The following is a 21,928-nucleotide window of genomic DNA, read 5'->3' as shown; positions in this document are numbered from 1 at the left end:
CACCGCCGGCGCCTCAGCTGGGCAGGTTCTGCAGCCTGACCTGCCCGCGCGCCAGCACCTTGTCGTCGGAATCGGTGATGGTCACCAGCCACAGTTGTTGACGGCGGCCGCGGTGTATCGGGGTGGCCGCGGCGAACACCGTCCCCGACGACACTCCTCGCAGAAAGTCGGTGTTGTTGTTGACCCCCACCACCGTGCCGCCGGCGTCGCCGCCGCCCGAGTTCAGCCAGGCGTGACCGGAGACGCTTGCCACACTCTCGACGATCGAGCAGTACACCCCGCCGTGCACGAGCCCGGCGGGCTGGCTCAGCTTGGGCTGCAACTCCAGCGTGGCGCGGGCACCGTCGGGGCCGATGTCGGTGAAGACCAGGCCGATCTCACGGTCGAAGGGCGCGACGGGGATGGTCGGGGAACCGCTGGCAGCCATGCCCATGGTTCTACACGACCGGCCGCGGTGCGCCGAACGCGGTCGTCGCGGCCGGTGGCCCGCCCCCGCAGCCCAGTAGGCCCGGCCACCGCCGGTACGACAGTCGGTAGTAATTGAGGGTAGGCTTGCTCCATTCCGCAGGGAGTTGATTACCACATGGCGAAGCAGACCCACCTAGGCGATTTGGAACGAGCGGTGATGGACCACCTGTGGTCCGCACCGGAGGCCCAGACGGTGCGCCAGGTCCACGAAGCGCTGTCCGCGCAGCGCGACCTGGCCTACACCACGGTGATGACGGTGCTGCAGCGGCTGGCCAAGAAGAATCTGGTGTCGCAGATCCGGGATGACCGCGCCCACCGCTACACCCCCGTGCGTGGCCGTGACGAGCTGGTCGCCGGGCTGATGGTCGAGGCCCTCGACCAGGCCGCCGACTCCGGTGACCGCCGGGCCGCCCTGGTGCATTTCGTGGAGCGCGTCGGCGTGGACGAAGCTGAGGCCCTGCGCCGCGCACTCGACGAGTTGGAAGCCAAACATCACGTCGGCCCGCCCGCTGGCGGCCGACCCACATCCTGAGGGAGACTGGCAGCGTGTCCGCGCTGGCCTTCACCCTCTTGGCGCTGCTGCTCGTGGGGCCGGTACCCGCCCTGCTCGCGCGCGCCGACTGGCCGTTGCGCGCCCCCCGGGCCGCGGTGGTGCTTTGGCAGGCCATCGCCATAGCCGCGGTGCTGTCGGCGTTCAGCGCGGGTGTCGCCACGTCGAGTCGGCTGCTGATGCCGGGCCCCGACGGTCGGCCCACCTCGACGATCCTGGGCTCTCTCGACCGGCTGGGCTGGCCGCTGTGGACGTTCTACACCGCGGTGTCGGCGGTGACGCTGCTCGTCGGCCTGCGGCTGACGGTAACCGTGCTGCGGGTCGCCATCGGCACCCGGCAACGCCGGGCCCGTCACCGCATGCTCGTCGACCTGGTCGGCGTCTCTGACGGCGCTCCGGCGGTGCGCACCAGCGGCCTTCGGATTCTGCAAGTGATGCAGCCACTGGCCTACTGCCTGCCCGGGGTACGCAGCCGGGTGGTGCTCAGTTCGGGCGCCCTGCAGGCGCTCAGCGATAGCGAACTAGCGGCTCTGCTCTGCCATGAGCGCGCCCACCTGCGCGCCCGGCACGATCTGGTACTGGAGGCGTTCACCGCGGTGCACTCGGCGTTTCCCCGGTTGGTGCGCAGCGCCAGCGCCTTGGGCGCGGTGCGGTTGCTAGTCGAACTGCTGGCCGACGACGCTGCCGTTCGGGTCGCCGGCGCCCCTCCCCTGGCCCGCGCCCTGGTGGCCTGCGCGTCAGCGACCATCCCCGCCGGCGCGCTGGCCGCCGGCGGTCCCAGCACGGTGTTGCGGGTACAGCGGCTGTCCGGACGCGGCAACAGTCGCGCGCTGGCCGCGGCCGCTTACTCCGCCGCGGCCGGGGTCCTGACGGTGCCGACGATCGCGCTGGCGGTACCGTGGCTGACCGAACTGCATCGACTGATCGCGGGATGACCCACGCCGTCCGGCGTGCCGCGCAGCGATCACCTACCACCGAAAGGCGAATGTATGAGCGCGTCGGAACCTGTCGGCACCGCCCAGATCGGAGTGACCGGCCTGGCCGTCATGGGATCCAACATCGCGCGCAACTTCGCCCGCCACGGCTATACGGTGGCGCTGCACAACCGGTCGATCGCCAAAACCGACGCCCTGCTGAGCGCACACGGCTCCGAGGGTAAGTTCGTTCGCACCGAATCGATTCCGGAATTCCTTGCCGCCCTTGAGAAGCCACGCCGCGTGTTGATCATGGTCAAGGCCGGTGACCCGACCGACGCCGTTATCAACGAACTTGCCGACGCCATGGAGTCCGGCGACATCATCATCGACGGCGGCAACGCGCTCTACACCGACACCATCCGCCGGGAGAAGGCGATGGCCGCCCGCGGGCTGCACTTCGTCGGGGCCGGTATCTCCGGCGGCGAGGAGGGTGCGCTGAACGGGCCGTCGATCATGCCGGGCGGCCCGAAGGAGTCCTACACCTCGCTGGGCCCGCTGCTCGAGGAGATCTCCGCGCACGTCGACGGTGTGCCGTGCTGCACCCACATCGGGCCGGACGGCGCCGGGCACTTCGTCAAGATGGTGCACAACGGCATCGAGTACTCCGACATGCAGCTGATCGGCGAGGCATACCAGTTACTACGCGACGGCCTGGGCCTGACCGCGCCGCAGATCTCCGAGGTGTTCACCGAGTGGAACGCCGGTGAGCTGGACAGCTACCTGGTCGAGATCACCGCCGAGGTGCTGCGCCAGGTCGATGCCAAGACCGGCAAGCCGCTGGTCGACGTCATCGTCGATGAAGCCGAGCAGAAGGGCACCGGCCGCTGGACCGTGAAGTCCGCCTTGGACCTGGGAGTTCCGGTCACCGGGATCGCCGAGGCGGTGTTCGCGCGAGCACTGTCGGGTGCGGTCCCGCAGCGTCGCGCGGCGGCAGGCCTGGCCGCCGGGGCCCTCGGCGACCGTCCTTCGGATGCGGCCCGGTTCACCGAGGACGTCCGCCGTGCGCTGTACGCCTCGAAGATCGTCGCTTATGCGCAGGGGTTCAACCAGATTCAGGCCGGCAGCGCCGAGCACGGCTGGAACATCACGCCCGGCGACCTGGCGACGATCTGGCGTGGCGGCTGCATCATCCGGGCGAAGTTCCTCAACCGGATCAAAGAGGCCTTCGACACCGACCCCGACCTGGTGAGTCTGCTCGCCGCGCCGTATTTCCGCAGCGCGGTCGAGGCAGCCATCGACTCCTGGCGGCGGGTGGTGACCACGGCGGTCAGCCTCGGTATCCCGGCTCCCGGTTTCTCCTCGGCCCTGGCCTACTACGACGGTCTGCGCACCGAGCGGCTGCCCGCTGCCCTGACCCAGGCGCAGCGCGACTACTTCGGCGCTCACAGCTACGGCCGGGTGGACGCGCAGGGCAAGTTCCACACGCTGTGGAGCGCCGACCGCAGCGAAGTGCCGGCCTAAACCAGCAACCCCAGCACGGCGTCGGTGTAGGCCTTCGGATCCTCGATCTGCGGGTAATGACCCAGCCCGGGTAGCTCGACGACGTCGGCGGCCGGGCGCAGCTCGCGCAGGCCGTCGAGCACATTGGTGGTGGCGACCGGGTCGCCCAGCCCCCACACGAACCCCAGCGGTTTGGGCCAGTCGCGCACCGCGCCGTGCCAGCGCTGCGCGTAGCGCACCCGTTCGTCGAGGTAGGCCGTGAGCAGGTGCAGGATTCGATGACCGTCGTTGTGGGACAACAGATCCCACTGGGCGGCGGCTTCCTCCGGGGATATCGGGTGCTGCGCGGAGAACAGCCGGCCGAAGCCGCGGGTGAAGCCGCGCCGGTTGGACACCCGAGCGGCCAGAGCGCCGAAGCGGCTACGTAGCACTTTCTGACTGGGCCGCAGGCTGGCCCGGTCCAGGATGACGCTGCCGTTGGACAGCACGGCACGTTGCAGGTCGAAGCCCAACGTGCCGGCGATATCGCGGGCCAATAACTCCGTGGCCACCGAGGTGCCCATGTCGTGGGCGGCCAGCACCACCGGACCGGGCACTGTCGAGGCCACCACCTGCTGCACCAGATCGGCCTGCTCGAACAAGCTGTAGCGGTGCGGGCGCGGCTTATCCGAGAGCCCGAACCCGAGAAAGTCCATCGTCAGCCAGGACCGGCCCGCCAGCCGGGCGACGACGCCGCGGAAATCGTAGGACGAAGACGGAAAGCCGTGTAGCAGTAGCACTGTCGGCCCCTCGCCGGGGGCTGAGCGTACGAACACCCGCCCCGCGTCGGTGGGCACGAACCTGCCGCCGTCCAGCCAGTTGCGCACGCTGGGCGCCATGCTCGAAAGGGCCATGGCTCAGATTAGCGCCAGCAGATCGTCCAGCGCGGACCCGGCACCGGCTGCCTCACCGAGATTCGTCAGCGCGTCAGTGATGTCGGTGAAGACGGCTTGCGGGAAACCGAGGAACGTCGTGGCCACGTCCTGCAGGCCGGTCTGCAGCGCGGTGCTGATGCCGGCCGGATCGCCGTCGAGCAGCGCCTGGTAAAGGTTCCACACCGCGACCTGCGGAGCCATGACCACCTCGCGCAGATCCATGAGCAGCGAGGTCAGCAGTCCCGGGTCTTCCGGTACGGGGATTCCGTTCCAGCTGACCAGTGTCCAGCCGTCGGTGGGGTTGCCCTCGATCTGCACGATGCCGGTGTTGGGCAACAGTGGGGATCCGTCGTCGTTGGCGAACATGGTCTGCAGCGTCAACGGCAGCAGCAGTGAGATGTCGGGGTTCTTGACGTTGAGCGCCACCCACGCGGCGATGTCGGCCTCGTTGTTGAACGCCACGGCGGTGATGGCGCCGTTGTCGCTTTCGACCGGGTTGGCCATCGCGGCGCTGTACATCGCCGCCACGGCCTCAGTGAACTTCTGGTCCATCACCACCCCATTGGGGTCCTCGACCGAGCCCGGGATCGGCATCAGCACCAATCCGAACAACGTCCAGAGCATCGGGGTGAATTGGTATAGGAAGCCCGCCAGGCTCGCGATCGGCTGGCCGGCATAGATCCCGCTGTCGATCTCGTTGAGTCCGGGCAAGATCTGCGTCGTCATGTTCTGCAGCGCGGCGAACGGCGCAGCGGTGTCGATGTCGCGGATCGCCTGCCCGGAGAAGATCCCGGCGACGTGGTCACCGAGTTCCTGGTGCAGTTTGTCGGCCACGTCGCGGGCCTGCTGTATCCCGAGATCGCTGAGCGGCGGGCCCGGATGATCAGGAGACGGTGTGATGACGTCGTTGAACGGTGGCATCCGCTGCCCGTGCCGGACGATGTCGATGACGACATCGTGCACGGCGCCATCTTGGGCCTCCGCGCTGGTGAGAGTGACCGCGGGGGCTGCGAGATCGGCGTGCACCGGCGGTGTCGCGGCAATGACGCCCGCGCCGACGAGGGCAGCCGCTGCGGCTACCGGACCGATCGAGACTGCCTGCATGACAGCTACCTCCTAGCCGAGGTTTCCGAGGGCGTCGGCGATGTCGCTGAAGACCGCGCCGGGGAACTGGCTCAACGCCGCGCTGACCTGCTCGAAACCGGTCTGGACCGCGGTCATGATCGCCTCGGGATCGGAGCCGAGAATGGCCTGGTGCACAGCCCACAACGACTCCTGGACCGGCAGCATCACGTCTCGGACGTCGACGAACAGGGCGGTCAGCAGCCCCGGGTCGGCGGGGATGGCGTGCCCGTCCCAGCTGACCAGGGTCCAGCCGTCGGTGGGATTGCCCTCGACTTCGACGACGGCGGCGTTGGGCAGGAATATGGTCGTCTGGCCGTTTGGGACACTGTGTGACTCTTGGAGCAGGTTCAGGAAGAACGGCAGATCGGGGTTGTCGACGTTCTGCATCACCCAGGCGAAGACGGACGCGGTGCTGCTGAAGGCCACATCGGTGAGCTGGCCGTTGGCGCTGACCACCCCGCTGTTCAGCGCATGGTCGTACATCGTCTGAACGGCGTCGCCGAATCGATCGTCGAGCACGATCCCGTTGACGTCGTGCGAGCCTGGCCCCTGCAGCAGCGCCAACCCCAGCGGCGCTCCGAATGTCCAGGCGCCCACGGTCAGGAAAGCCAGCCGACCGCCAAGGCTCTCAATCGGATCAAGCGCATAGACGCCGCTGTCCACCTCGTCGAGCCCGGGCAGTAGCCGGATGTCGGCGGGGGTGCCGCCGGCGCCCTCCAGCTCGGCGAACGGCACCGCGGTCTCCTGCACCCGCAGGCCCTGCCCGGAGAAGATGCCGGCGACCGGACCGAGTTCGTTGAACAGCTGCTGCCCGACGTCGTTCGCCTGCTCGTGGCCGAGGTCACTGAGCGGAGCCCCCGGATGATCCGGGGAGGGGGTCAGCAGCAGATCGTACGGCGGTGTCATCTGCGCATGCCGCACGAAATCGATGACGACATCTTGCGCGGTGAGTTCAACGTCGCGGTTGGCTGCGGTCGATGTCGCCGGCGGTGCAGCGACCGGCGCGGCGGCGATACCGCCGGCCAGGGCGGCGCCGGCGGTGAGGGACAAAAGCGGGCTGACCTGCATGGTGCGTACCTCTTTTGGGGTGCGAAAGTGTCGTCCGGATCGGCTGCGGAGTTGCCGTTTGAATATTCCGCAGCTTATTCGGCTCTAAGAATCTGACTGCGCTATTGAATTCTTGCCAGCTAATTGCCAGACAAGTGCGGTCAATGCCGCGGCGTCCGGCAGTGACCGGCCCGTCCGGCGCTTCGTGGAGAGCATCGGCGCCGAACTGCCGTGCCGGCCTCCGGTGCTCGCCCGCACCACCTGTCGGCGATGTTCGCCCCATCGGGCCGACCGTGGGACGGCACCCCTGGGCGCGCCCCGGGTCGACGCCGGACCTACCTCGACGGCAGCAGCCAGGCCATCCGATTCACCTTGCGGTACAAGATAACAATGGGCACACGACGATGGATATCGCGGACGCCGTCAAGTCACCGCGGCGGCTAGGATCCACGATTGCGCCACTGCCGATGCAGTTTGCGCTCCAGGTAGCCTTCGAGGTGACATCCCCGCCACGCCGCCGGTGCATCGATCCGGCAGCCGCGGTCGGCACCGTCGCCCGGCCGGGTGGGCCGCGGGTGAGCAGCGGTCGCAATCGGGGTCCGAATAGCCGTGCCCCGCCGCTCGCAGCTAACTGTCATCTCTGTTCCCCTAAACGACGAGATGAGTTTACCTGACGACGTGGCTGTGAGGAAGATCAATTTTTCATCCGCGGGCCGTCGGTCACGAGTGGTTCCGCCGACCGGCGCCCGGTAGCGTGGCTGCCGGGCCGAAACGGTGCCCCCGGCGCGGCCGGGCCGGCGTCCGACGCCCGCCCGTACCCGGCCCAGAACCAGTGGAGGAAATTGATGGGCTCGTCGGAACCCAACGGCCCGATGTCGGGCGCCCGATGAGATTCGCCGGCGGATACGAACCGGGCTACGACCTGACCTACGACGATGTCTTCATCGTCCCCAACCGCTCGGCGGTCGAGTCCCGACTCGACGTGGATCTGTCCACGCGCGACGGTTCGGGTGCCACCATCCCGGTGGTGGTCGCCAACATGACGGCCGTGGCGGGCCGGCGAATGGCCGAGACGGTGTCCCGGCGCGGCGGCATCGTGGTGCTGCCCCAGGACCTGCCGATCGACGCCGTAAGCCAGACCGTGGCGTTCGTGAAAAGTCGCGACCTGGTGGCCGACACCCCCGTCGTGCTCTCCCCGGACGACTCGGTCTCCGCCGCGATGGCGCTGATTCCCAAACGTGCCCACGGCGCGGCCGTGGTCATCGTCGACGGCCGGCCGACCGGCCTGGTGACCAAGGCGTGCTGCGAAGGGGTGGACCGCTTCAGCCGAGTCCGTGACGTCGCGATGTCCGACCTGCTCAGCGTTCCGATTGGCACCGAACCCCGCAAGGTCTTCGACCTGCTGGAGCATGCGCCGGTCCCGGTCGCGGTGCTGACCAACTCCGACGGCACGCTGGCCGGCGTCCTGACCCGCACCGGTGCGATCCGGGCCGGCATCTACACCCCCGCCACCGATGCGGCCGGCCGGCTGCGGATCGGCGCCGCGGTCGGCATCACCGGCGAGGTGACGGCCCGGGCCGCCGCGTTGTTGGCAGCCGGGGTGGATGTGCTGGTCATCGACACCGCGCACGGCCATCAGGAGAAGGCGATACAGGCGATCCGCTCGGTGGCCGCGCTGACGCCGGGGGTTCCGCTGGTCGCCGGCAACGTGGTGTCCGCGGCGGGCACCCGGGACTTGATCGGCGCCGGGGCCGACATCGTCAAGGTCGGCGTCGGCCCCGGCGCGATGTGCACCACCCGGATGATGACCGGGGTGGGCCGCCCGCAGTTCTCGGCCGTACTGGAGTGTGCGGCCGCAGCGCACGAACTCGGCGCCCACGTCTGGGCCGACGGCGGGGTGCGTCATCCCCGCGACGTGGCGCTGGCCGTTGCCGCCGGGGCGTCGAACGTGATGATCGGTTCGTGGTTCGCCGGCACCTATGAGTCGCCCGGCGACCTGATGTTCGACCGCGACGACAAGCCGTACAAGGAAAGCTACGGCATGGCGTCCAAGCGGGCGGTGGCCGCGCGCACAGCCGGCGACAGCGCGTTCGACCGTGCCCGCAAAGCACTCTTCCAGGAAGGTATTTCGACGTCGAGGATGATGCTGGACCCGGATCGCGGCGGAGTCGAGGATCTGCTGGACCACATCACGTCGGGCCTTCGCAGCACCTGCACCTACGTCGGCGCCTCGGACCTGGCCGAGTTGCATGAGCGCGCGGTGCTCGGGGTGCAGTCGGCCGCGGGCTTCGCCGAGGGCCATCCGCTACCGTTCGGCTGGTGAGGCCACCGGCGGCGACCCGTAGACGCTCATGACCATCGCCTTGACTCTGGGCAGCGTGCTGGCGTTCGTGATCCTCACGCTGGGGACCGCGATATTCGTCGCCGCCGAGTTCTCCCTGACCACCCTGGAACGCAGCGCGGTGCAGGCCAACGCCCGTCGCGGCGGCCGTCGCGACGCCTACATCCAAGAAGCTCACCGCACGTTGTCCTTTCAGCTCTCCGGGGCCCAGTTGGGTATTTCGATCACCACGCTGGCCACCGGGTATCTGGCCGAGCCGGTGCTCGCCCGGTGGCTGCGCCCCCCGCTGGCCGCTCTCGGCCTGTCCGAGCCGGCCGCCGCCGGGGTGGCGCTGGCGCTGGCCCTGGTGATCGCCACCTCGCTGTCGATGGTCTTCGGCGAACTGGTGCCCAAGAATCTCGCCGTGGCGCGCCCACTGCAGACCGCCCGGGCGACGGCCGGGCCGCAGCTGCTGTTCTCCCGGCTGTTCACCCTCGCGATCAAGGCGACCAACGGGACGGCGAACCTGATTCTCAAGCGGCTCGGCATCGAGCCTGCCGACCGGTTGACCTCGGCCCGGTCCCCGCGCGAGCTGGCTTCGCTGGTGCGCAACTCGGCGCGCAGCGGCGCGCTGGATCCCAATACCGCCACGCTGGTCGAGGGCTCGCTACGGTTCGGCGCCCTGACCGCCGCGGAGCTGATGACGCCGCGTTCGAAGATCGTCAGCCTGCAGGCCGGTGACACTGTCGCCGACCTGGCCGCCGCGGCCATCGACACCGGCTTCTCCCGGTTTCCGGTGGTGGCCGGTGACCTGGACGCCCCCGTCGGCATCGTCCACGTCAAACAGGTGTTCGCGGTGGCGGCCGCCGATCGGGCGACCACCCCGGTCACCACCGTCGCCGAGCCCGCGGCGGTGGTGCCCTCCACCCTCGACGGCGACGCGGTGATGGAGCAGATTCAGGCCAACGGCCTGCAGGCTGCCCTGGTCGTCGATGAATACGGCGGCACCGCGGGAATGGTCACGATGGAGGATCTGATCGAGGAGATCGTCGGCGACGTCCGCGACGAGCACGACGACGCCACGCCGGACGTGGTGGCGGCCGGCGGCGGCTGGCAGGTGTCGGGGCTGCTGCGCATCGACGAGGTCGCCAAGGCCACCGGCTACCGCGCCCCGGAGGGCTCCTACGAGACCATCGGCGGGCTGGTGCTCCAAGAGCTCGGCCACATTCCGGCGGCGGGCGAGACCGTCGAACTGACCGCGTTCGATCCCGACCAGCTGTCCGCGATCCCGCCGCGCTGGCTTGCCCGGGTGGTCCGGATGGACGGCCGCCGCATCGACCTGCTGGTGCTCACCCAACTGGGGGCGGGCGATGGCTGATCTGTTCAACGTCGTGTTGACCGTCCTGCTGGTCGCGGCGAACGCCTTCTTCGTCGGCGCCGAGTTCTCGCTGATATCGGCGCGACGCGACCGGCTCGAGGCGCTGGCCGAACAGGGCAGGCAGAGCGCGGTCACGGTGATCCGGGCCGGCGAGCAGCTGTCGCTAATGCTGGCCGGGGCGCAACTGGGCGTCACGGTGTGCTCGATTCTGCTCGGTCGCATCGGTGAGCCTGCCGTCGCCGACCTGCTCGAGCCGGTGTTCCGGCTGGTGGGCATCCCCGACGCGCTGCTGCACACCGTGGCGTTCATCGTCGCGTTGACGATCGTGGTGACGCTGCATGTGCTGTTCGGCGAGATGGTGCCCAAGAACATCGCCCTGGCAGGCCCGGAGACGGCGGCGATGCTGCTGATCCCGCCGTATTTGGTCTACATGGCGGCCGCCCGGCCGTTCATCGTCTTCTACAACTGGTGCGCCAACGTCACGCTGCGCGCCGTGCGGGTGCAGCCGAAAGACGAGCTGGAGATCACGGTGTCCACCGTCGAGCTCAGCGAGATGATCGCCGAATCGGTCTCGGCAGGACTGCTCGACCTCGAGGAGTACACCCGATTGACCCGCGCCCTGCAGATCCGCAACCGGACCGTCGCCGACGTGGCGCTGCCGGTCGGCGACATCCGCGCCGTCCCGGCCGCAGCGCCCGGGCGCGGCCCCACCGTGGCGGCCGTCGACAAGGCGCTCGCGCAGACCGGTTATTCCCGGTTCCCCGTCGTCGACCAGGGCCAATACGTCGGCTACCTGCATATCAAGGACCTGCTGCCGATCAGTGAGAGCGCCGCGGCGGCCACCGGCGGCGACGGCGCAGCCGCCGTAGTCGATATCGGCGTGGTACGGCCGCTGCCCCGCGTTCCCGCGTCGCTGCCGCTGGCCGACGCGTTGACCCGGCTGCGGCGGACCAAGAGCCATCTGGCCCTCGTGGTCGCCACCGATGGCGCTGTGGTGGCCATGGTGGCCCTCGAGGACCTCGTCCAGGACGTCGTGGGAACCGTCCGTGACGGAACGCAACATGTTTGACCTGGCCGAATCGGCTCTGGGAACCGAGCACTGGCAGGCGCGGGCGCAGGCCTACCGGCGGCGCCTGGACACCTTTCTGGCACCGCTGTTGCGCCAGGTCGCCGCCGGCGACCCGGTGCCGAAGTTCCTGTTCAGCTACTACAGCCTGCGGCCCCGACAGCTGCGCGGCTGGCATCCCGGTTTCGGCGTTGCCTTGGCCGGTGCGGCGGCGCTGCGCGAATACCGCAACCGGCGGGGATACAGCGTCACGGGCGGCCGGGTCGGTGTCGGCGAGGACTTCCTGCGTGCGCGGGCCGACACCGTGACGTTCGTCGCACGGCTGCTGCGGGCCACCGCCGCCCGCCCGGCCCGGCTGAACTGTTTCGGGCTGCACGAGTGGGCGATGGTGTATCGCAGTCCGGTAGGGCAAACCGTCCGGCACGGTCACGTCCCATTGCGGCTCAGTACACCCGAAGTGGAACGGGTAGTCGAGTCAATACCGTTGCGTTGCACCCATTTCGACGCATTCCGCTTCTTCACCCCGGCGGCGGCGCCACGCAACGACGGGACGCCCCGGCGGGCCACCCAAACCGATTGGGAGCAGCCTGGTTGCCTGCACGCCAACATGGACCTTTACAAGTGGTGCTACAAGTTGGGCCCGTTGATCGAGTCGGAATTGCTGCTGGACTGCCTGCAATTGGCCGCCGCCGCGCGGGAGATCGACATGCAAGCGAGCCCGTATGACCTGAGCGGCTACGGGTACGAGCCGATCTGCATCGAAAACCCGGTCGGCCGTGCAGAATACGTCCGTTGCCAGACCGAGATCTCGCAGCGGGCCGCACCGCTGCGCGCCGCTCTGCTCGAACGGTGCGAGCGGTTGTCGGCAATCGCCGGATGCGGATAGCGGTGCTTTCGGCCGGTAAGGTGAGAGATTGGCTATGAGGGAGGAAACCATGACGGATCGGGTGCCGGTTGGCGGTCTGCGGGTGGCGCGTGCGCTCTACGACTTCATCACCGATGAGGCGCTGCCGGGGACCGGTCTGGACCCGGACAGCTTCTGGGCGGGCGTGGACAAGGTCGTCACCGATCTGACGCCGAAGAACCAGGAGCTGCTGGCGCGTCGTGACGAGCTGCAGGCACAGATCGACAAGTGGCACCGGCACCGGGTCATCGAGCCGTTGGATACCGAGGCCTACCGGGCCTTCCTCACCGACATCGGCTACCTGCTGCCCGAGCCGGAGGACTTCACCGTCACCACCGCCGACGTCGACGACGAGATCGCCGTGCAGGCCGGCCCGCAGCTGGTGGTGCCGGTGCTCAACGCCCGGTTCGCGCTCAACGCCGCCAACGCCCGCTGGGGCTCGTTGTATGACGCGCTGTACGGCACCGACGTGATCAGCGAGGACGACGGCGCAACGAAGACGCCCGCGGGAGCGGACAGCGGCTACAACCCGGTGCGCGGCGACAAGGTGATCGGCTATGCCCGCAAGTTCCTCGACGAGTCCGTGCCGCTGGCCAACGGCGCGTGGTCCGAGGTCAAGAGCTTCGCGGTGAACGACGGCCGGCTGGTGATCACGCTGGCCGACGGTCTGGAGACCACCGTGGCCGCGCCGGCGGAGTTCGTCGGTTACCTCGGGGACGCCGAGGCGCCGTCATCGGTGCTGTTGGTCCACCACGGCCTGCACATCGAGATCCTGATCGACCCGGACTCGCCGATCGGGGCGACCGATGCCGCTGGCATCAAGGACGTGGTGCTCGAGTCGGCGGTCACCACGATCATGGACTTCGAGGACTCGGTTGCCGCGGTCGACGCCGAGGACAAGGTGCTCGGCTACCGCAACTGGCTGGGGCTCAATCGCGGGGATCTGGCCGAAGAGGTCAGCAAGGACGGGAAGACGTTCACCCGGACACTGTCCGGCGACCGCGAGTTCACCGCTCCCGACGGCGGAACCCTTACCCTGCCCGGCCGCAGCCTGATGTTCGTCCGCAACGTCGGTCATCTGATGACCAACGACGCCATCGTCTTCGGCGCCGAGGGCGCCGAGGGCACCGACGGCCGTGAGGTGTTCGAGGGCATCCAGGACGCGCTGTTCACCGGGCTGATCGCGATGCACGGGTTGACTGCCTCCGACGACAACGGCCCGCTGCTCAACAGCCGCACCGGGTCGATCTACATCGTCAAACCGAAGATGCACGGGCCCGACGAGGTGGCGTTCACCGCCGAATTGTTCAGTCGGGTCGAAGACGTCCTCGGCCTGCCGCAGGCGACCCTCAAGATCGGCATCATGGACGAGGAACGCCGCACCACCGTCAACCTGCGGGCCTGCATCAAGGCGGCCGTCGACCGGGTGGTGTTCATCAACACCGGCTTCCTGGACCGCACCGGCGACGAGATCCACACCTCGATGGAGGCCGGGCCGATGGTGCGCAAGGCCGCCATGAAGTCGCAGCCGTGGATCCTGGCCTACGAGGACAACAACGTCGACGCAGGCCTGGCCACCGGATTGACCGGTCACGCCCAGATCGGCAAGGGGATGTGGGCGATGACCGACCTGATGGCCGACATGGTCGAGCAGAAGATCGCGCACCCACGCGCCGGCGCCAGCACCGCGTGGGTGCCGTCGCCGACCGCGGCCACCCTGCACGCGATGCACTACCACCAGGTGGACGTGTTCGAGGTGCAGCGGGAGTTGGCCGGAAAACGCCGCGCCACAATCGATCAGCTGCTGACAATCCCGCTCTCCGAGGGGCTGGCCTGGGCCCCCGACGAGATCCGCGAGGAGGTCGACAACAACTGTCAGTCGATTCTCGGCTACGTCGTTCGGTGGATCTCGCAGGGCGTCGGCTGCTCAAAGGTTCCCGACATCCACGATGTGGCGCTGATGGAAGACCGTGCGACACTGCGGATCTCATCGCAGCTGCTGGCGAACTGGCTGCGGCACGGGGTGATCACCGCTGACGACGTGCAGTCCAGCCTGGAGCGGATGGCCCCGGCCGTGGACCGGCAGAACGCGGGCGATCCGACTTACCTGCCGATGGCTCCGGATTTCGACGACAGCATCGCGTTCGCGGCCGCCCGTGAACTGATCCTGTCCGGAACCACTCAGCCCAACGGCTACACCGAGCCGATCCTGCACCGGCGCCGGCGCGAGTTCAAAGCCCGCGCCGGCCGCTGAGCGGCTACGCGGATTCGAGTGGATTGACCGTGGCCGGAGAGCTGACCAGGCGGAGAGGACGCAGCCACCGTGGGTAGGCACAGTTTCCCCGGCCCCGACGATTTCGATGACGAGCCGCTCGACCCTGACTGGGACGCCGGGGCGCCCGATCCGTTCGGCTTCGGCGATCCGGACGACGACGACTACGTCGACGACTATCAGGACGCCTTCTACGACGAGCCGATCGGCAGCGATGCGGGCTACCACGCGGACCCGGCCCAGTACATGCGGCGTGGCAGCGGCAGCGAGGAAGAAACCCGGTACCGTACCGGGCCTTTCGGTTCGCCCGGGGCCTTGCCGACCGGGTCCTACTCGGGCCGGGAGGCCGATCGCGACCAACCGCGCCGCGGTCGCCGCGAGCTGGACCGGTGGCGACGGCATCGCAACGATGCGGGCCGCCGCGGTGTCAGTGTCGGTGTGATCGCCGCACTGGTTGCCGTGATCGTCGTGGTGGGCACCGTGATCCTGTGGCGCTTCTTCGGCAACTCGCTGTCGCATCGCTCGGCCGTCGCCGCCGGCACCTGCGCCCACGGCGATCTAACGGTCGCCGTCGTGGCGGACCCCTCGATCGCCGACCACGTGCAGGGTTTCGCCGACCGATTCAACAAGACCGCCAAACCGGTGGGTGACCGCTGCGTGTCGGTGCAGGTCAAGCCGGTGGATTCCGACGCCGTGGTCAGTGGTTTCATCGGCGACTGGCCGGCACAGCTCGGCCAGCGCCCGGCGCTGTGGATTCCCGGCAGTTCGATCTCGGCGGCCCGCCTGCAGGCCTCGGCCGGCCAGGAAACCGTCAGTGACAGCCGTTCGCTGGTCACCTCTCCGGTCCTGCTGGCGGTCCGGCCCCAGCTCGAATCCGCCCTGCAGCACCAGAGTTGGGCGAGTCTGCCGGACCTGCAGACCGACCCCGACGGCCTGGGCCGACTCGGCCTCGCCGGTTGGGGGCAACTCCGGCTGGCGCTGCCGATCGGCGGCAACGGCGATGCCGCTTTCCTGGCCGGTGAGGCGGTGGCATCCGGCACCGCCCCGAAAGGCGCCCCTGCCACCGACGGGACGCCGGCGGTGCACCGGCTGGCCGGCGCACAACCCCACCTCGCCGACAACTCACTCGCCGAGGCGCTGAACGTACTGCTGCGCCAAGGCGATCCAGCGGCTGCACCGGTGCACGCGGTGGTGACCACCGAGCAGCAACTGTTCACCCGCGGGCAATCGCTGTCGGACCCGGCGAGCACCCTCGGTTCCTGGTTGCCGCCGGGGCCGGTGCCGGTCGCCGATTACCCCACCGTGCTGCTTGCCGGCTCGTGGCTCTCGCAGGAACAGGTCAGTGCCGCCAGCGAATTCGCGCGGTTCGCCCGCAAGCCGGATCAGCTCGCGGAGCTGGCCAAGGCCGGATTCCGGGTGGAGGGCGTCGCCCCGCCGAGCAGTGAGGTCACCGACTTTCCGGCGGTATCGGACACCCTGTCGGTAGGCGACGACGCGATGCGGGCCACGCTTGCCAATGCGCTCACCACGCTGCCGGGCGCTTCGGCGGTGACGATCATGCTCGACGAGTCCATGACGACCGACGAGGGCGGCAAAACCCGGCTGGCACATGTGATCGCGGCCCTGGATCAACGGATCAGGGCGCTGCAGCCGAGCGCCGTCGTGGGGCTGTGGACCTTCGACGGTGTGGAGGGCCACAGCGTGGTCACGTCCGGCCCACTGGATGAGCCGGTGAACGGCGGAACGCGGGCGGAGACGCTGACCCGGGAACTCGATGCGCTCAGTTCGACATCGGGCGGTGCGGTGTCATTCACCACGCTGCGCCTGGTCTACAACCAGGCGTTGGCCAATTACCACCCCGGACAGCGCAACTCGGTACTGGTCATCACCGCGGGACCGCACACCGACCGGACCCTGGACGGCCCCGGACTGCAGGACTTCATCCGGGCCAACACCGACCCTGAGCGCCCGGTCGCCGTCAACGTCATCGACTTCGGTGACGCCGACCGGGCGGTCTGGCAGGCGGTGGCCCAGCTGTCCGGTGGCACGTACCAGAACCTGCGCGGGGCGAACACCCCGGAACTGGCCGGCACGCTGAACACCCTGCTGGGCTGAGCGCCGCTAAGCACCCAGCATGTCGAGGATCTGCTGCGGGATGACGTCCACCAGCAGGGTGACCATCCCCCCGAACGAGCCGACGTTGATGTCGGCCAGATCCAGGTTGCCCAGGCCCAGGCTGTCGAGCAGGTCGGTCAGGTTCAGGTCCAGCGGGGGAATCAGGTCACCCAGGTTCAGCGGCAGGTCGTCGAGACCCAGGCCGCTGATCAGGCCACCCAGGTCCAGGCCGTTGAGCAGGCCGGTGATGTCGATGCCACCCAGGCCCAATCCGCTCAGCAGTTCGCTCAGCGACAGGTCGCCGGTCGAGGCCGGGAAGCCCAGCGCCTCCAGCACCCCGCCGACGGTCAGGTCCTGACCGGGCACGATCCCCAGATCGCCGAGCAGGCCGCCGAGGGTCAGGTCGTTCGACGACAGACCCAGGTCACCGAGCAGGCCGCCGATCGTCAGGCCGCTACCGTCCAACCCCAGATCGCCGAGCAGGCCGCCGATCGTCAGGCCCCCGGGTGTCGAACCCAAAACGTCGAGCAGATCACCGACGGTCAGGCCGTTGCCGTCCAGACCCAGGTCGCCGAGCAGGTCACCGATCGTCGTGCCGGCACCGGAGAGTCCCAGCGCGCTCAGCAGCTCATCGAGTGTCAGGCCGGCGGTGTTCAGCCCCAGGCCAGCGAGCAGATCGTCGAGGCCCAGGCTGGCGGGCGTGATGCCCAGTGCACTGAACAGGCCGTCGAGCAGGCCGCCGATGCTCGGGGCGGTGGGCGATAGTCCAAGGGCGCCAAGAGTCGTGAGGAGACCTGAGACCAGAGTTGTTACGGCTCCGCTCGGTAAGCCGAAGGCGCTCAGCACGCCCGTCAGTGCGGCGGTCAGCAAACTGAGTGCGCTCCCCCCCGGCAGCGCATCGCCGGTGCCCAGGCCGATCAGGCTGAGCAGCAGATCCGGGCTGACCGTGCTGGTCGGGTCCAGGCCCAGCGAACCGAGCAGCAAATTCAACATCGTCGTCGACACCGACGTGCTCGGGTCGAGCCCCAGCCCGCCGAGCAGGCTGTTGATCACTTCCGGCGTCAGCGTGCTGTCGGAATCCAGGCCCAGCGAGTTCAGCAGATCGGTCAGCACCGCCGGCGAGATCACACCGTCCGGGTCCAGCCCCAGCGAACTCAACAGGCCGTTCACCACGTCCGTCGACACCCCGCCGGCCGGGTCGAGCCCCAGCGTACCGAGCAGGCTGTTCAGCATGGTCGTCGACAGCGCGTTCGCCGGGTCCAGCCCCACCAGGGCCAGCAGGCTGGCCGGCGACAGCAGCGTCGTCGGGTCGATCCCGAATGCGCTCAGCACACTGCTGAGCGGCAGATCGTTCAGGTCGACTCCGGTGTCCAGGCCCAGTCCATTCAAGACGCCGGTCAGGCCGAGGCTGCCCAACCCGAGGTTGCCGAGCCCGAGGAAGCCCAGCAGCCCGCCCAGGTCGGTGATCCCGCTGCCGAGGTTGAGCAGGTCGCCCAGCCCGTCGTCGCTGATGCCCAGTTCACTGAGCAGGCTGCCCAGGGTCAGGTTGCCCAGCCCGAGCTGATCGATCAGGTTCTGCAGGTCCAGGTTGGTCAGGTCCAGGTTGCCCAGCCCCAGGGCGTTGAGCAACTGGACCAGGTTGAGATTCACCTCCAGGTTTTGCACCGGGGCGAGCACGCCGTTGAGCACCGGGATGTTGATGATGCCCCCGAGCAGGCTGACGTTCTGGGCGCCGTTGAGGTAGGCGTCGGCGATGGTGGCCGGCGCGGTGAACAGGGTGGAGAAGTCGCCGTTGGCCATGTCGGCCGCGGCATTGCTGATTGCTTGGGAGGTCAGTGCCTGCGCGCCCATACTGGCGATCGCCAGTTCGAGTCCGGGCGGCAGCTGCACCGAGACCGACGCCGGCAGCTCGGAGATATCGGTGGTGATGGTCGGCGTGATGCTGGTGAACGCGGAGATCACGCCGAACGGGTCGGTGAACAGCTTGCCGAAGACCGCCGTGATGGCGCCCCAGTCGGCGTTCTCGCTGATGTTGTTCAGGTTGGCCGCGGTGTGGGTGAAGAGGTCCGACCAGGCATCGGTCAGCTGCACGGCATGGAACTGCGCGCCGGAGACCAGGGCCGGCGGCGTCACCGGCGCTACCGGCGCCACCGCGATGATGCCGGCGCCCGCGACGGCGACGCCGGCAGTGATGTAGGGGCGAAGCGCTAGCTGTTGCATGGTCTCTCCTCTTGTGATCCACATCACCGTCAGGGTGAGACCAGCGTAATCCTTATTTCAGGTGGAGATGAGAAATCGCTGATTATTCACAGCCGTCAATGGTTTTTCGTTTCGTCACTTCGACAGACTTTCCGGCCGAATTCCGGCATCAAGTCCATAATGTTGTTCTCAGGGTTTGTCGCCCGGTGGCTCAGGCGTAGGACTCCACCGGCGGGCATGAGCAGACCAGGTTGCGGTCCCCGAAGGCGCCGTCGATCCGGCGCACCGGTGGCCACACCTTCGGCCGGAAGTCACGGCCCAGCGGATAGGCGGCCTGCTCCCGGGTGTAGGGGTGCTCCCACTTGTCGACCATCAGGCATTCGGCGGTGTGCGGGGCACCGCGCAACGGATTGTCCTCCGCGGTCCACTCGCCGGCGCCAACCCGGTCGATCTCACCGCGGATGGCGATCATCGCCTCGCAGAACGCGTCCACCTCGGCCAGGCTCTCGCTCTCGGTGGGCTCCACCATCAGCGTGCCGGCCACCGGGAAACTCATCGTCGGAGCATGGAATCCGTAGTCGGCCAATCGTTTTGCGACATCATCGACAGTCACGCCGGTCGCTTTGGTGATCGCGCGCAGGTCCAGGATGCATTCGTGGGCGACCATGCCGTTCTCCCCGGTGTAGAGCACCGGAAAGTACTCATCGAGGCGGCGGGCGATGTAATTCGCCGACGCGATCGCGGTCAGCGACGCCGATCGCAGGCCCTGCGCACCCATCATCCGGATGTAGGCCCAGGTGATCGGCAGGATCGAGGCCGAACCGTAGGGAGCCGCCGAGACCGGCGCGCCGCCGGGCAGTTCATCGGCCAACGGGTGCCCGGGCAGGAAGGCGGCCAGGTGCGAACGCACCGCCACCGGCCCGACGCCGGGGCCGCCGCCGCCGTGCGGAATGCAGAACGTCTTGTGCAGGTTCAGGTGGCTGACGTCGCCGCCGAAGCGCCCGGGGCGGGCCAGTCCGACCAGCGCGTTGAGATTGGCGCCGTCGACGTAGACCTGACCGCCCGCGTCGTGCACGGCGGCGCAGATCTCGGCGATGTCGTGCTCGTAGACCCCGTGGGTGGAGGGGTAGGTGATCATCAGCGCCGACAGCGTCGTGGCGTACTCCGCGATCTTGGCACGCAGATCATCGAGGTCGACGTCACCGTTCTCCCGGCAGGCGACCACCACCACCCGCATCCCGGCCAGCGCTGCCGACGCGGCGTTGGTGCCGTGCGCGCTGGACGGGATCAGGCAGACGTCACGCTGGGACTCGCCACGGCTGGCGTGGTAGGCGTGGATGGCCAGCAGGCCCGCGTACTCGCCCTGCGAGCCGGCGTTGGGTTGCAGCGAAACCGCGTCGTACCCGGTGATCCCGGCCAGCCACTCCTCCAACTGGGCGATGAGCCGGCGCAGCCCGGCAGCATCGGCGGGCGGCGCGAAGGGGTGCTGGCGAGCGAATTCCGGCCAGGTGATCGACTCCATCTCCGCGGCGGCGTTGAGCTTCATGGTGCACGAACCCAGCGGAATCATGCTGCGGTCCAAGGCGATGTCCTTGTCCGACAGCTCGCGCAGGTATCGCATCATGGCGGTTTCGGTCCGGTAGCGCCGAAAAGCCGGGTGCGTCAGGAATTCCGAAGTACGGGTGATGACGTGCGCGCACACCGGCTCGCGCCCCGACAACTCCGGATCGGCGACGTCGAAAGCCGCCAGCACTGTGGCCACGTGGGCGTCGGTGGTGGTCTCGTCGCAGGCGACCGCGACGTGGTCGGCGTCGACGCGCCACAGGTTGATGCCGTCGGCCTTGGCCGCCGCGATGACCTCGTCGGCGCGGCCGGGAACGCGGGCCAGCACGGTGTCGAAGTAGCGGTCGTGCACCAGCGCGTCACCGAGCGCAGCGGCGATCTTCTGGGCCTGGCCGTGCACCCGCCGTGCGATGGCGGTCAGGCCCTCGGCGCCGTGGTAGCAGGCATACATCGCGGCCATCACCGCCAACAGCACCTGGGCGGTGCAGATGTTCGATGTCGCCTTGTCGCGTCGGATGTGCTGTTCGCGGGTTTGTAGCGCGAGGCGGTAGGCCGGCGAGCCGTCGGCGTCCACCGAGACCCCGACCAGCCGTCCCGGCAGTTGCCGGGCCTGCTTGCTGTGAACCGCCAGGTAACCGGCGTGGGGCCCGCCGAAGCCCATCGGCACCCCGAAGCGCTGGGCGCTGCCGAACGCCACGTCGGCGCCGATCTCGCCGGGCGGCGTGACCAGGGTCAGTGCCAACAGGTCTGCCCCGACCGCCACCATCGCACCGCGTTCGTGGGCGGCCTCGATCACCTCCGACCAGTCGGTGACCCGGCCGGATGCCCCCGGCAGCTGGGTGATCACGCCAAAGAAGTCGCCCTCGGGCAACCCGTTGCGCAGGTCGGCGGTGACGATCTCGATGCCCAGCGGTTCGGCACGGGTTGCCAGCACCGCCGCGGTCTGGGTGAACAGGTCGGTGTCGACCACCAGCCGGTTGGCCTTCCCCCGCACCGCGCGCTGCATCAGCGTCATCGCCTCGGCTGCCGCGGTGCCCTCGTCGAGCATCGACGAATTGGCGATCTCGCAGCCGGTCAGGTCGGCGATCATGGTCTGGAAGTTCAGCAGCGCCTCCAGCCGGCCCTGGCTGATCTCGGGCTGGTACGGCGTGTAGGCGGTGTACCAGGCGGGGTTCTGCATGATGTTGCGCAGCAGCACCGGCGGGGTGACCGTGTCGTAGTAGCCCTGCCCGATCATCGACACCGCGACGGTGCTGGCGTCGGCCAGTTCGCGCAGTTCGGCCAGCGCCTGCATCTCGCCGGCGGCCGGCGGCAAGGCTTCCAGGCCGGGTGCGACACCGTCGGGGCCGAGCGGGTCGAGGATGCCGGCGGGCACCGCCTTGGCCGCCAGTTCGTCCAGCGAGCCGACCCCGATGGTGTCCAGCATCGTGGCGATGGCGGCGTCGTCCGGGCCGATGTGCCGGTCGACAAAACGGAATTCGGTGTGCTCGGCCACGTAGACCCCCTCGGCGATAGACGACTGGTGTCCCTCCCCCTCTGTCGTCTGCCCGTCCCGGGCGCCTGAGAGATTCGGCGCCGGCACGGGCGCCT

General features: G+C 68.8%; 15 protein-coding genes. 9 read left to right on the top strand and 6 right to left on the bottom strand.

The genetic code is table 11. From position 1 onward, the window contains the following. Positions 1 to 13: 13 nt before the first annotated feature. A complete protein-coding gene (locus tag ACAG20_RS02675) occupies positions 14 to 427 on the bottom strand; it encodes a PaaI family thioesterase (RefSeq protein ID WP_370491444.1) in 414 nt (137 codons plus the stop codon). A gap of 156 nt (positions 428 to 583) precedes the next feature. Between ACAG20_RS02675 and ACAG20_RS02670 the strand changes: the two genes are divergently transcribed. Genes ACAG20_RS02670 through gndA form a run of 3 tightly spaced genes read left to right on the top strand, consistent with a single transcriptional unit; the run spans position 584 to position 3,456 of the window. Next, the gene (locus tag ACAG20_RS02670) at positions 584 to 1,000 is read left to right on the top strand and encodes a BlaI/MecI/CopY family transcriptional regulator (protein WP_370491443.1); all 417 of its coding nucleotides are present in this window, start codon (positions 584 to 586) and stop codon (positions 998 to 1,000) included. Between the two features lie 14 nt (positions 1,001 to 1,014). Beyond that, positions 1,015 to 1,953: a M56 family metallopeptidase gene (locus ACAG20_RS02665; protein ID WP_370491442.1), complete on the top strand. Its 939-nt coding sequence runs from the start codon at positions 1,015 to 1,017 to the stop codon at positions 1,951 to 1,953. A 54-nt stretch (positions 1,954 to 2,007) separates the two neighbouring features. After that, positions 2,008 to 3,456: an NADP-dependent phosphogluconate dehydrogenase gene (gndA, locus tag ACAG20_RS02660; RefSeq protein WP_112685419.1), complete on the top strand. Its 1,449-nt coding sequence runs from the start codon at positions 2,008 to 2,010 to the stop codon at positions 3,454 to 3,456. Here the strand turns inward: gndA and ACAG20_RS02655 are convergent. From ACAG20_RS02655 to ACAG20_RS02645, 3 genes are read right to left on the bottom strand one after another with little or no spacing between them, the layout of a single operon-like run. Continuing rightward, positions 3,453 to 4,328, bottom strand: a complete 876-nt coding sequence (locus ACAG20_RS02655; RefSeq protein WP_370491441.1) for an alpha/beta fold hydrolase — start codon at positions 4,326 to 4,328, stop codon at positions 3,453 to 3,455. The genes gndA and ACAG20_RS02655 overlap by 4 nt on opposite strands. A gap of 3 nt (positions 4,329 to 4,331) precedes the next feature. After that, complete coding sequence (locus ACAG20_RS02650) at positions 4,332 to 5,453, bottom strand: histidine phosphatase family protein (RefSeq protein WP_370491440.1); 1,122 nt, start codon at positions 5,451 to 5,453, stop codon at positions 4,332 to 4,334. 12 nt (positions 5,454 to 5,465) lie between these two features. Continuing rightward, a complete protein-coding gene (locus ACAG20_RS02645) occupies positions 5,466 to 6,542 on the bottom strand; it encodes a phosphoglycerate mutase family protein (protein WP_234825617.1) in 1,077 nt (358 codons plus the stop codon). 865 nt (positions 6,543 to 7,407) lie between these two features. Between ACAG20_RS02645 and ACAG20_RS02640 the strand changes: the two genes are divergently transcribed. The 6 genes from ACAG20_RS02640 to ACAG20_RS02615 all read left to right on the top strand — a co-directional run bounded on the left by ACAG20_RS02640 (position 7,408) and on the right by ACAG20_RS02615 (position 16,576). Continuing rightward, positions 7,408 to 8,844: a GuaB1 family IMP dehydrogenase-related protein gene (locus tag ACAG20_RS02640; protein WP_370491439.1), complete on the top strand. Its 1,437-nt coding sequence runs from the start codon at positions 7,408 to 7,410 to the stop codon at positions 8,842 to 8,844. 28 nt (positions 8,845 to 8,872) lie between these two features. Next, a complete protein-coding gene (locus ACAG20_RS02635) occupies positions 8,873 to 10,219 on the top strand; it encodes a hemolysin family protein (RefSeq protein ID WP_112685411.1) in 1,347 nt (448 codons plus the stop codon). Further along, complete coding sequence (locus ACAG20_RS02630; protein ID WP_370491438.1) at positions 10,212 to 11,288, top strand: hemolysin family protein; 1,077 nt, start codon at positions 10,212 to 10,214, stop codon at positions 11,286 to 11,288. The genes ACAG20_RS02635 and ACAG20_RS02630 overlap by 8 nt, the downstream gene beginning before the upstream one ends. Continuing rightward, positions 11,281 to 12,171 (top strand): 3-methyladenine DNA glycosylase, encoded by an 891-nt coding sequence (locus tag ACAG20_RS02625; RefSeq protein ID WP_370491437.1) that lies wholly within the window; start codon positions 11,281 to 11,283, stop codon positions 12,169 to 12,171. Before ACAG20_RS02630 ends, ACAG20_RS02625 begins: the two co-directional genes overlap by 8 nt. Positions 12,172 to 12,220: 49 nt before the next feature. Then, on the top strand, positions 12,221 to 14,443 hold the full coding sequence (locus ACAG20_RS02620) for a malate synthase G (protein ID WP_370491436.1): 2,223 nt from the start codon (positions 12,221 to 12,223) through the stop codon (positions 14,441 to 14,443). A gap of 69 nt (positions 14,444 to 14,512) precedes the next feature. Beyond that, the gene (locus ACAG20_RS02615; protein WP_370491435.1) at positions 14,513 to 16,576 is read left to right on the top strand and encodes a substrate-binding domain-containing protein; all 2,064 of its coding nucleotides are present in this window, start codon (positions 14,513 to 14,515) and stop codon (positions 16,574 to 16,576) included. A 6-nt stretch (positions 16,577 to 16,582) separates the two neighbouring features. Here the strand turns inward: ACAG20_RS02615 and ACAG20_RS02610 are convergent, their stop codons facing one another. Together ACAG20_RS02610 and gcvP are read right to left on the bottom strand one after the other, a co-directional pair. Continuing rightward, entirely contained in the window at positions 16,583 to 18,796 is a 2,214-nt protein-coding gene (locus ACAG20_RS02610; RefSeq protein WP_370491434.1) for a hypothetical protein, read from the bottom strand. Positions 18,797 to 18,986: 190 nt separating this feature from the next. Continuing rightward, a complete protein-coding gene (gene gcvP / locus ACAG20_RS02605; RefSeq protein WP_370491433.1) occupies positions 18,987 to 21,833 on the bottom strand; it encodes an aminomethyl-transferring glycine dehydrogenase in 2,847 nt (948 codons plus the stop codon). Positions 21,834 to 21,928 lie beyond the last annotated feature (95 nt).

Origin of the sequence: Mycobacterium sp. pW045, from assembly GCF_041287085.1 — a bacterium.
GTDB classification, from domain to species: Bacteria; Actinomycetota; Actinomycetes; order Mycobacteriales; family Mycobacteriaceae; genus Mycobacterium; species Mycobacterium algericum_A.
This window is presented reverse-complemented; position numbering and strand designations above follow the sequence as displayed.

Coding starts and splice junctions, on each gene's coding strand:
- ACAG20_RS02650 (WP_370491440.1), bottom strand. CDS start 5,453: ATGCAGGCAGTCTCGATCGGTCCGGTAGCCGCAGCGGCTGCCCTCGTC.
- ACAG20_RS02670 (WP_370491443.1), top strand. CDS start 584: ATGGCGAAGCAGACCCACCTAGGCGATTTGGAACGAGCGGTGATGGAC.
- ACAG20_RS02635 (WP_112685411.1), top strand. CDS start 8,873: ATGACCATCGCCTTGACTCTGGGCAGCGTGCTGGCGTTCGTGATCCTC.
- ACAG20_RS02640 (WP_370491439.1), top strand. CDS start 7,408: ATGAGATTCGCCGGCGGATACGAACCGGGCTACGACCTGACCTACGAC.
- ACAG20_RS02675 (WP_370491444.1), bottom strand. CDS start 427: ATGGCTGCCAGCGGTTCCCCGACCATCCCCGTCGCGCCCTTCGACCGT.
- ACAG20_RS02655 (WP_370491441.1), bottom strand. CDS start 4,328: ATGGCCCTTTCGAGCATGGCGCCCAGCGTGCGCAACTGGCTGGACGGC.
- ACAG20_RS02620 (WP_370491436.1), top strand. CDS start 12,221: ATGACGGATCGGGTGCCGGTTGGCGGTCTGCGGGTGGCGCGTGCGCTC.
- ACAG20_RS02610 (WP_370491434.1), bottom strand. CDS start 18,796: ATGCAACAGCTAGCGCTTCGCCCCTACATCACTGCCGGCGTCGCCGTC.
- ACAG20_RS02625 (WP_370491437.1), top strand. CDS start 11,281: ATGTTTGACCTGGCCGAATCGGCTCTGGGAACCGAGCACTGGCAGGCG.
- ACAG20_RS02630 (WP_370491438.1), top strand. CDS start 10,212: ATGGCTGATCTGTTCAACGTCGTGTTGACCGTCCTGCTGGTCGCGGCG.
- ACAG20_RS02645 (WP_234825617.1), bottom strand. CDS start 6,542: ATGCAGGTCAGCCCGCTTTTGTCCCTCACCGCCGGCGCCGCCCTGGCC.
- gndA (WP_112685419.1), top strand. CDS start 2,008: ATGAGCGCGTCGGAACCTGTCGGCACCGCCCAGATCGGAGTGACCGGC.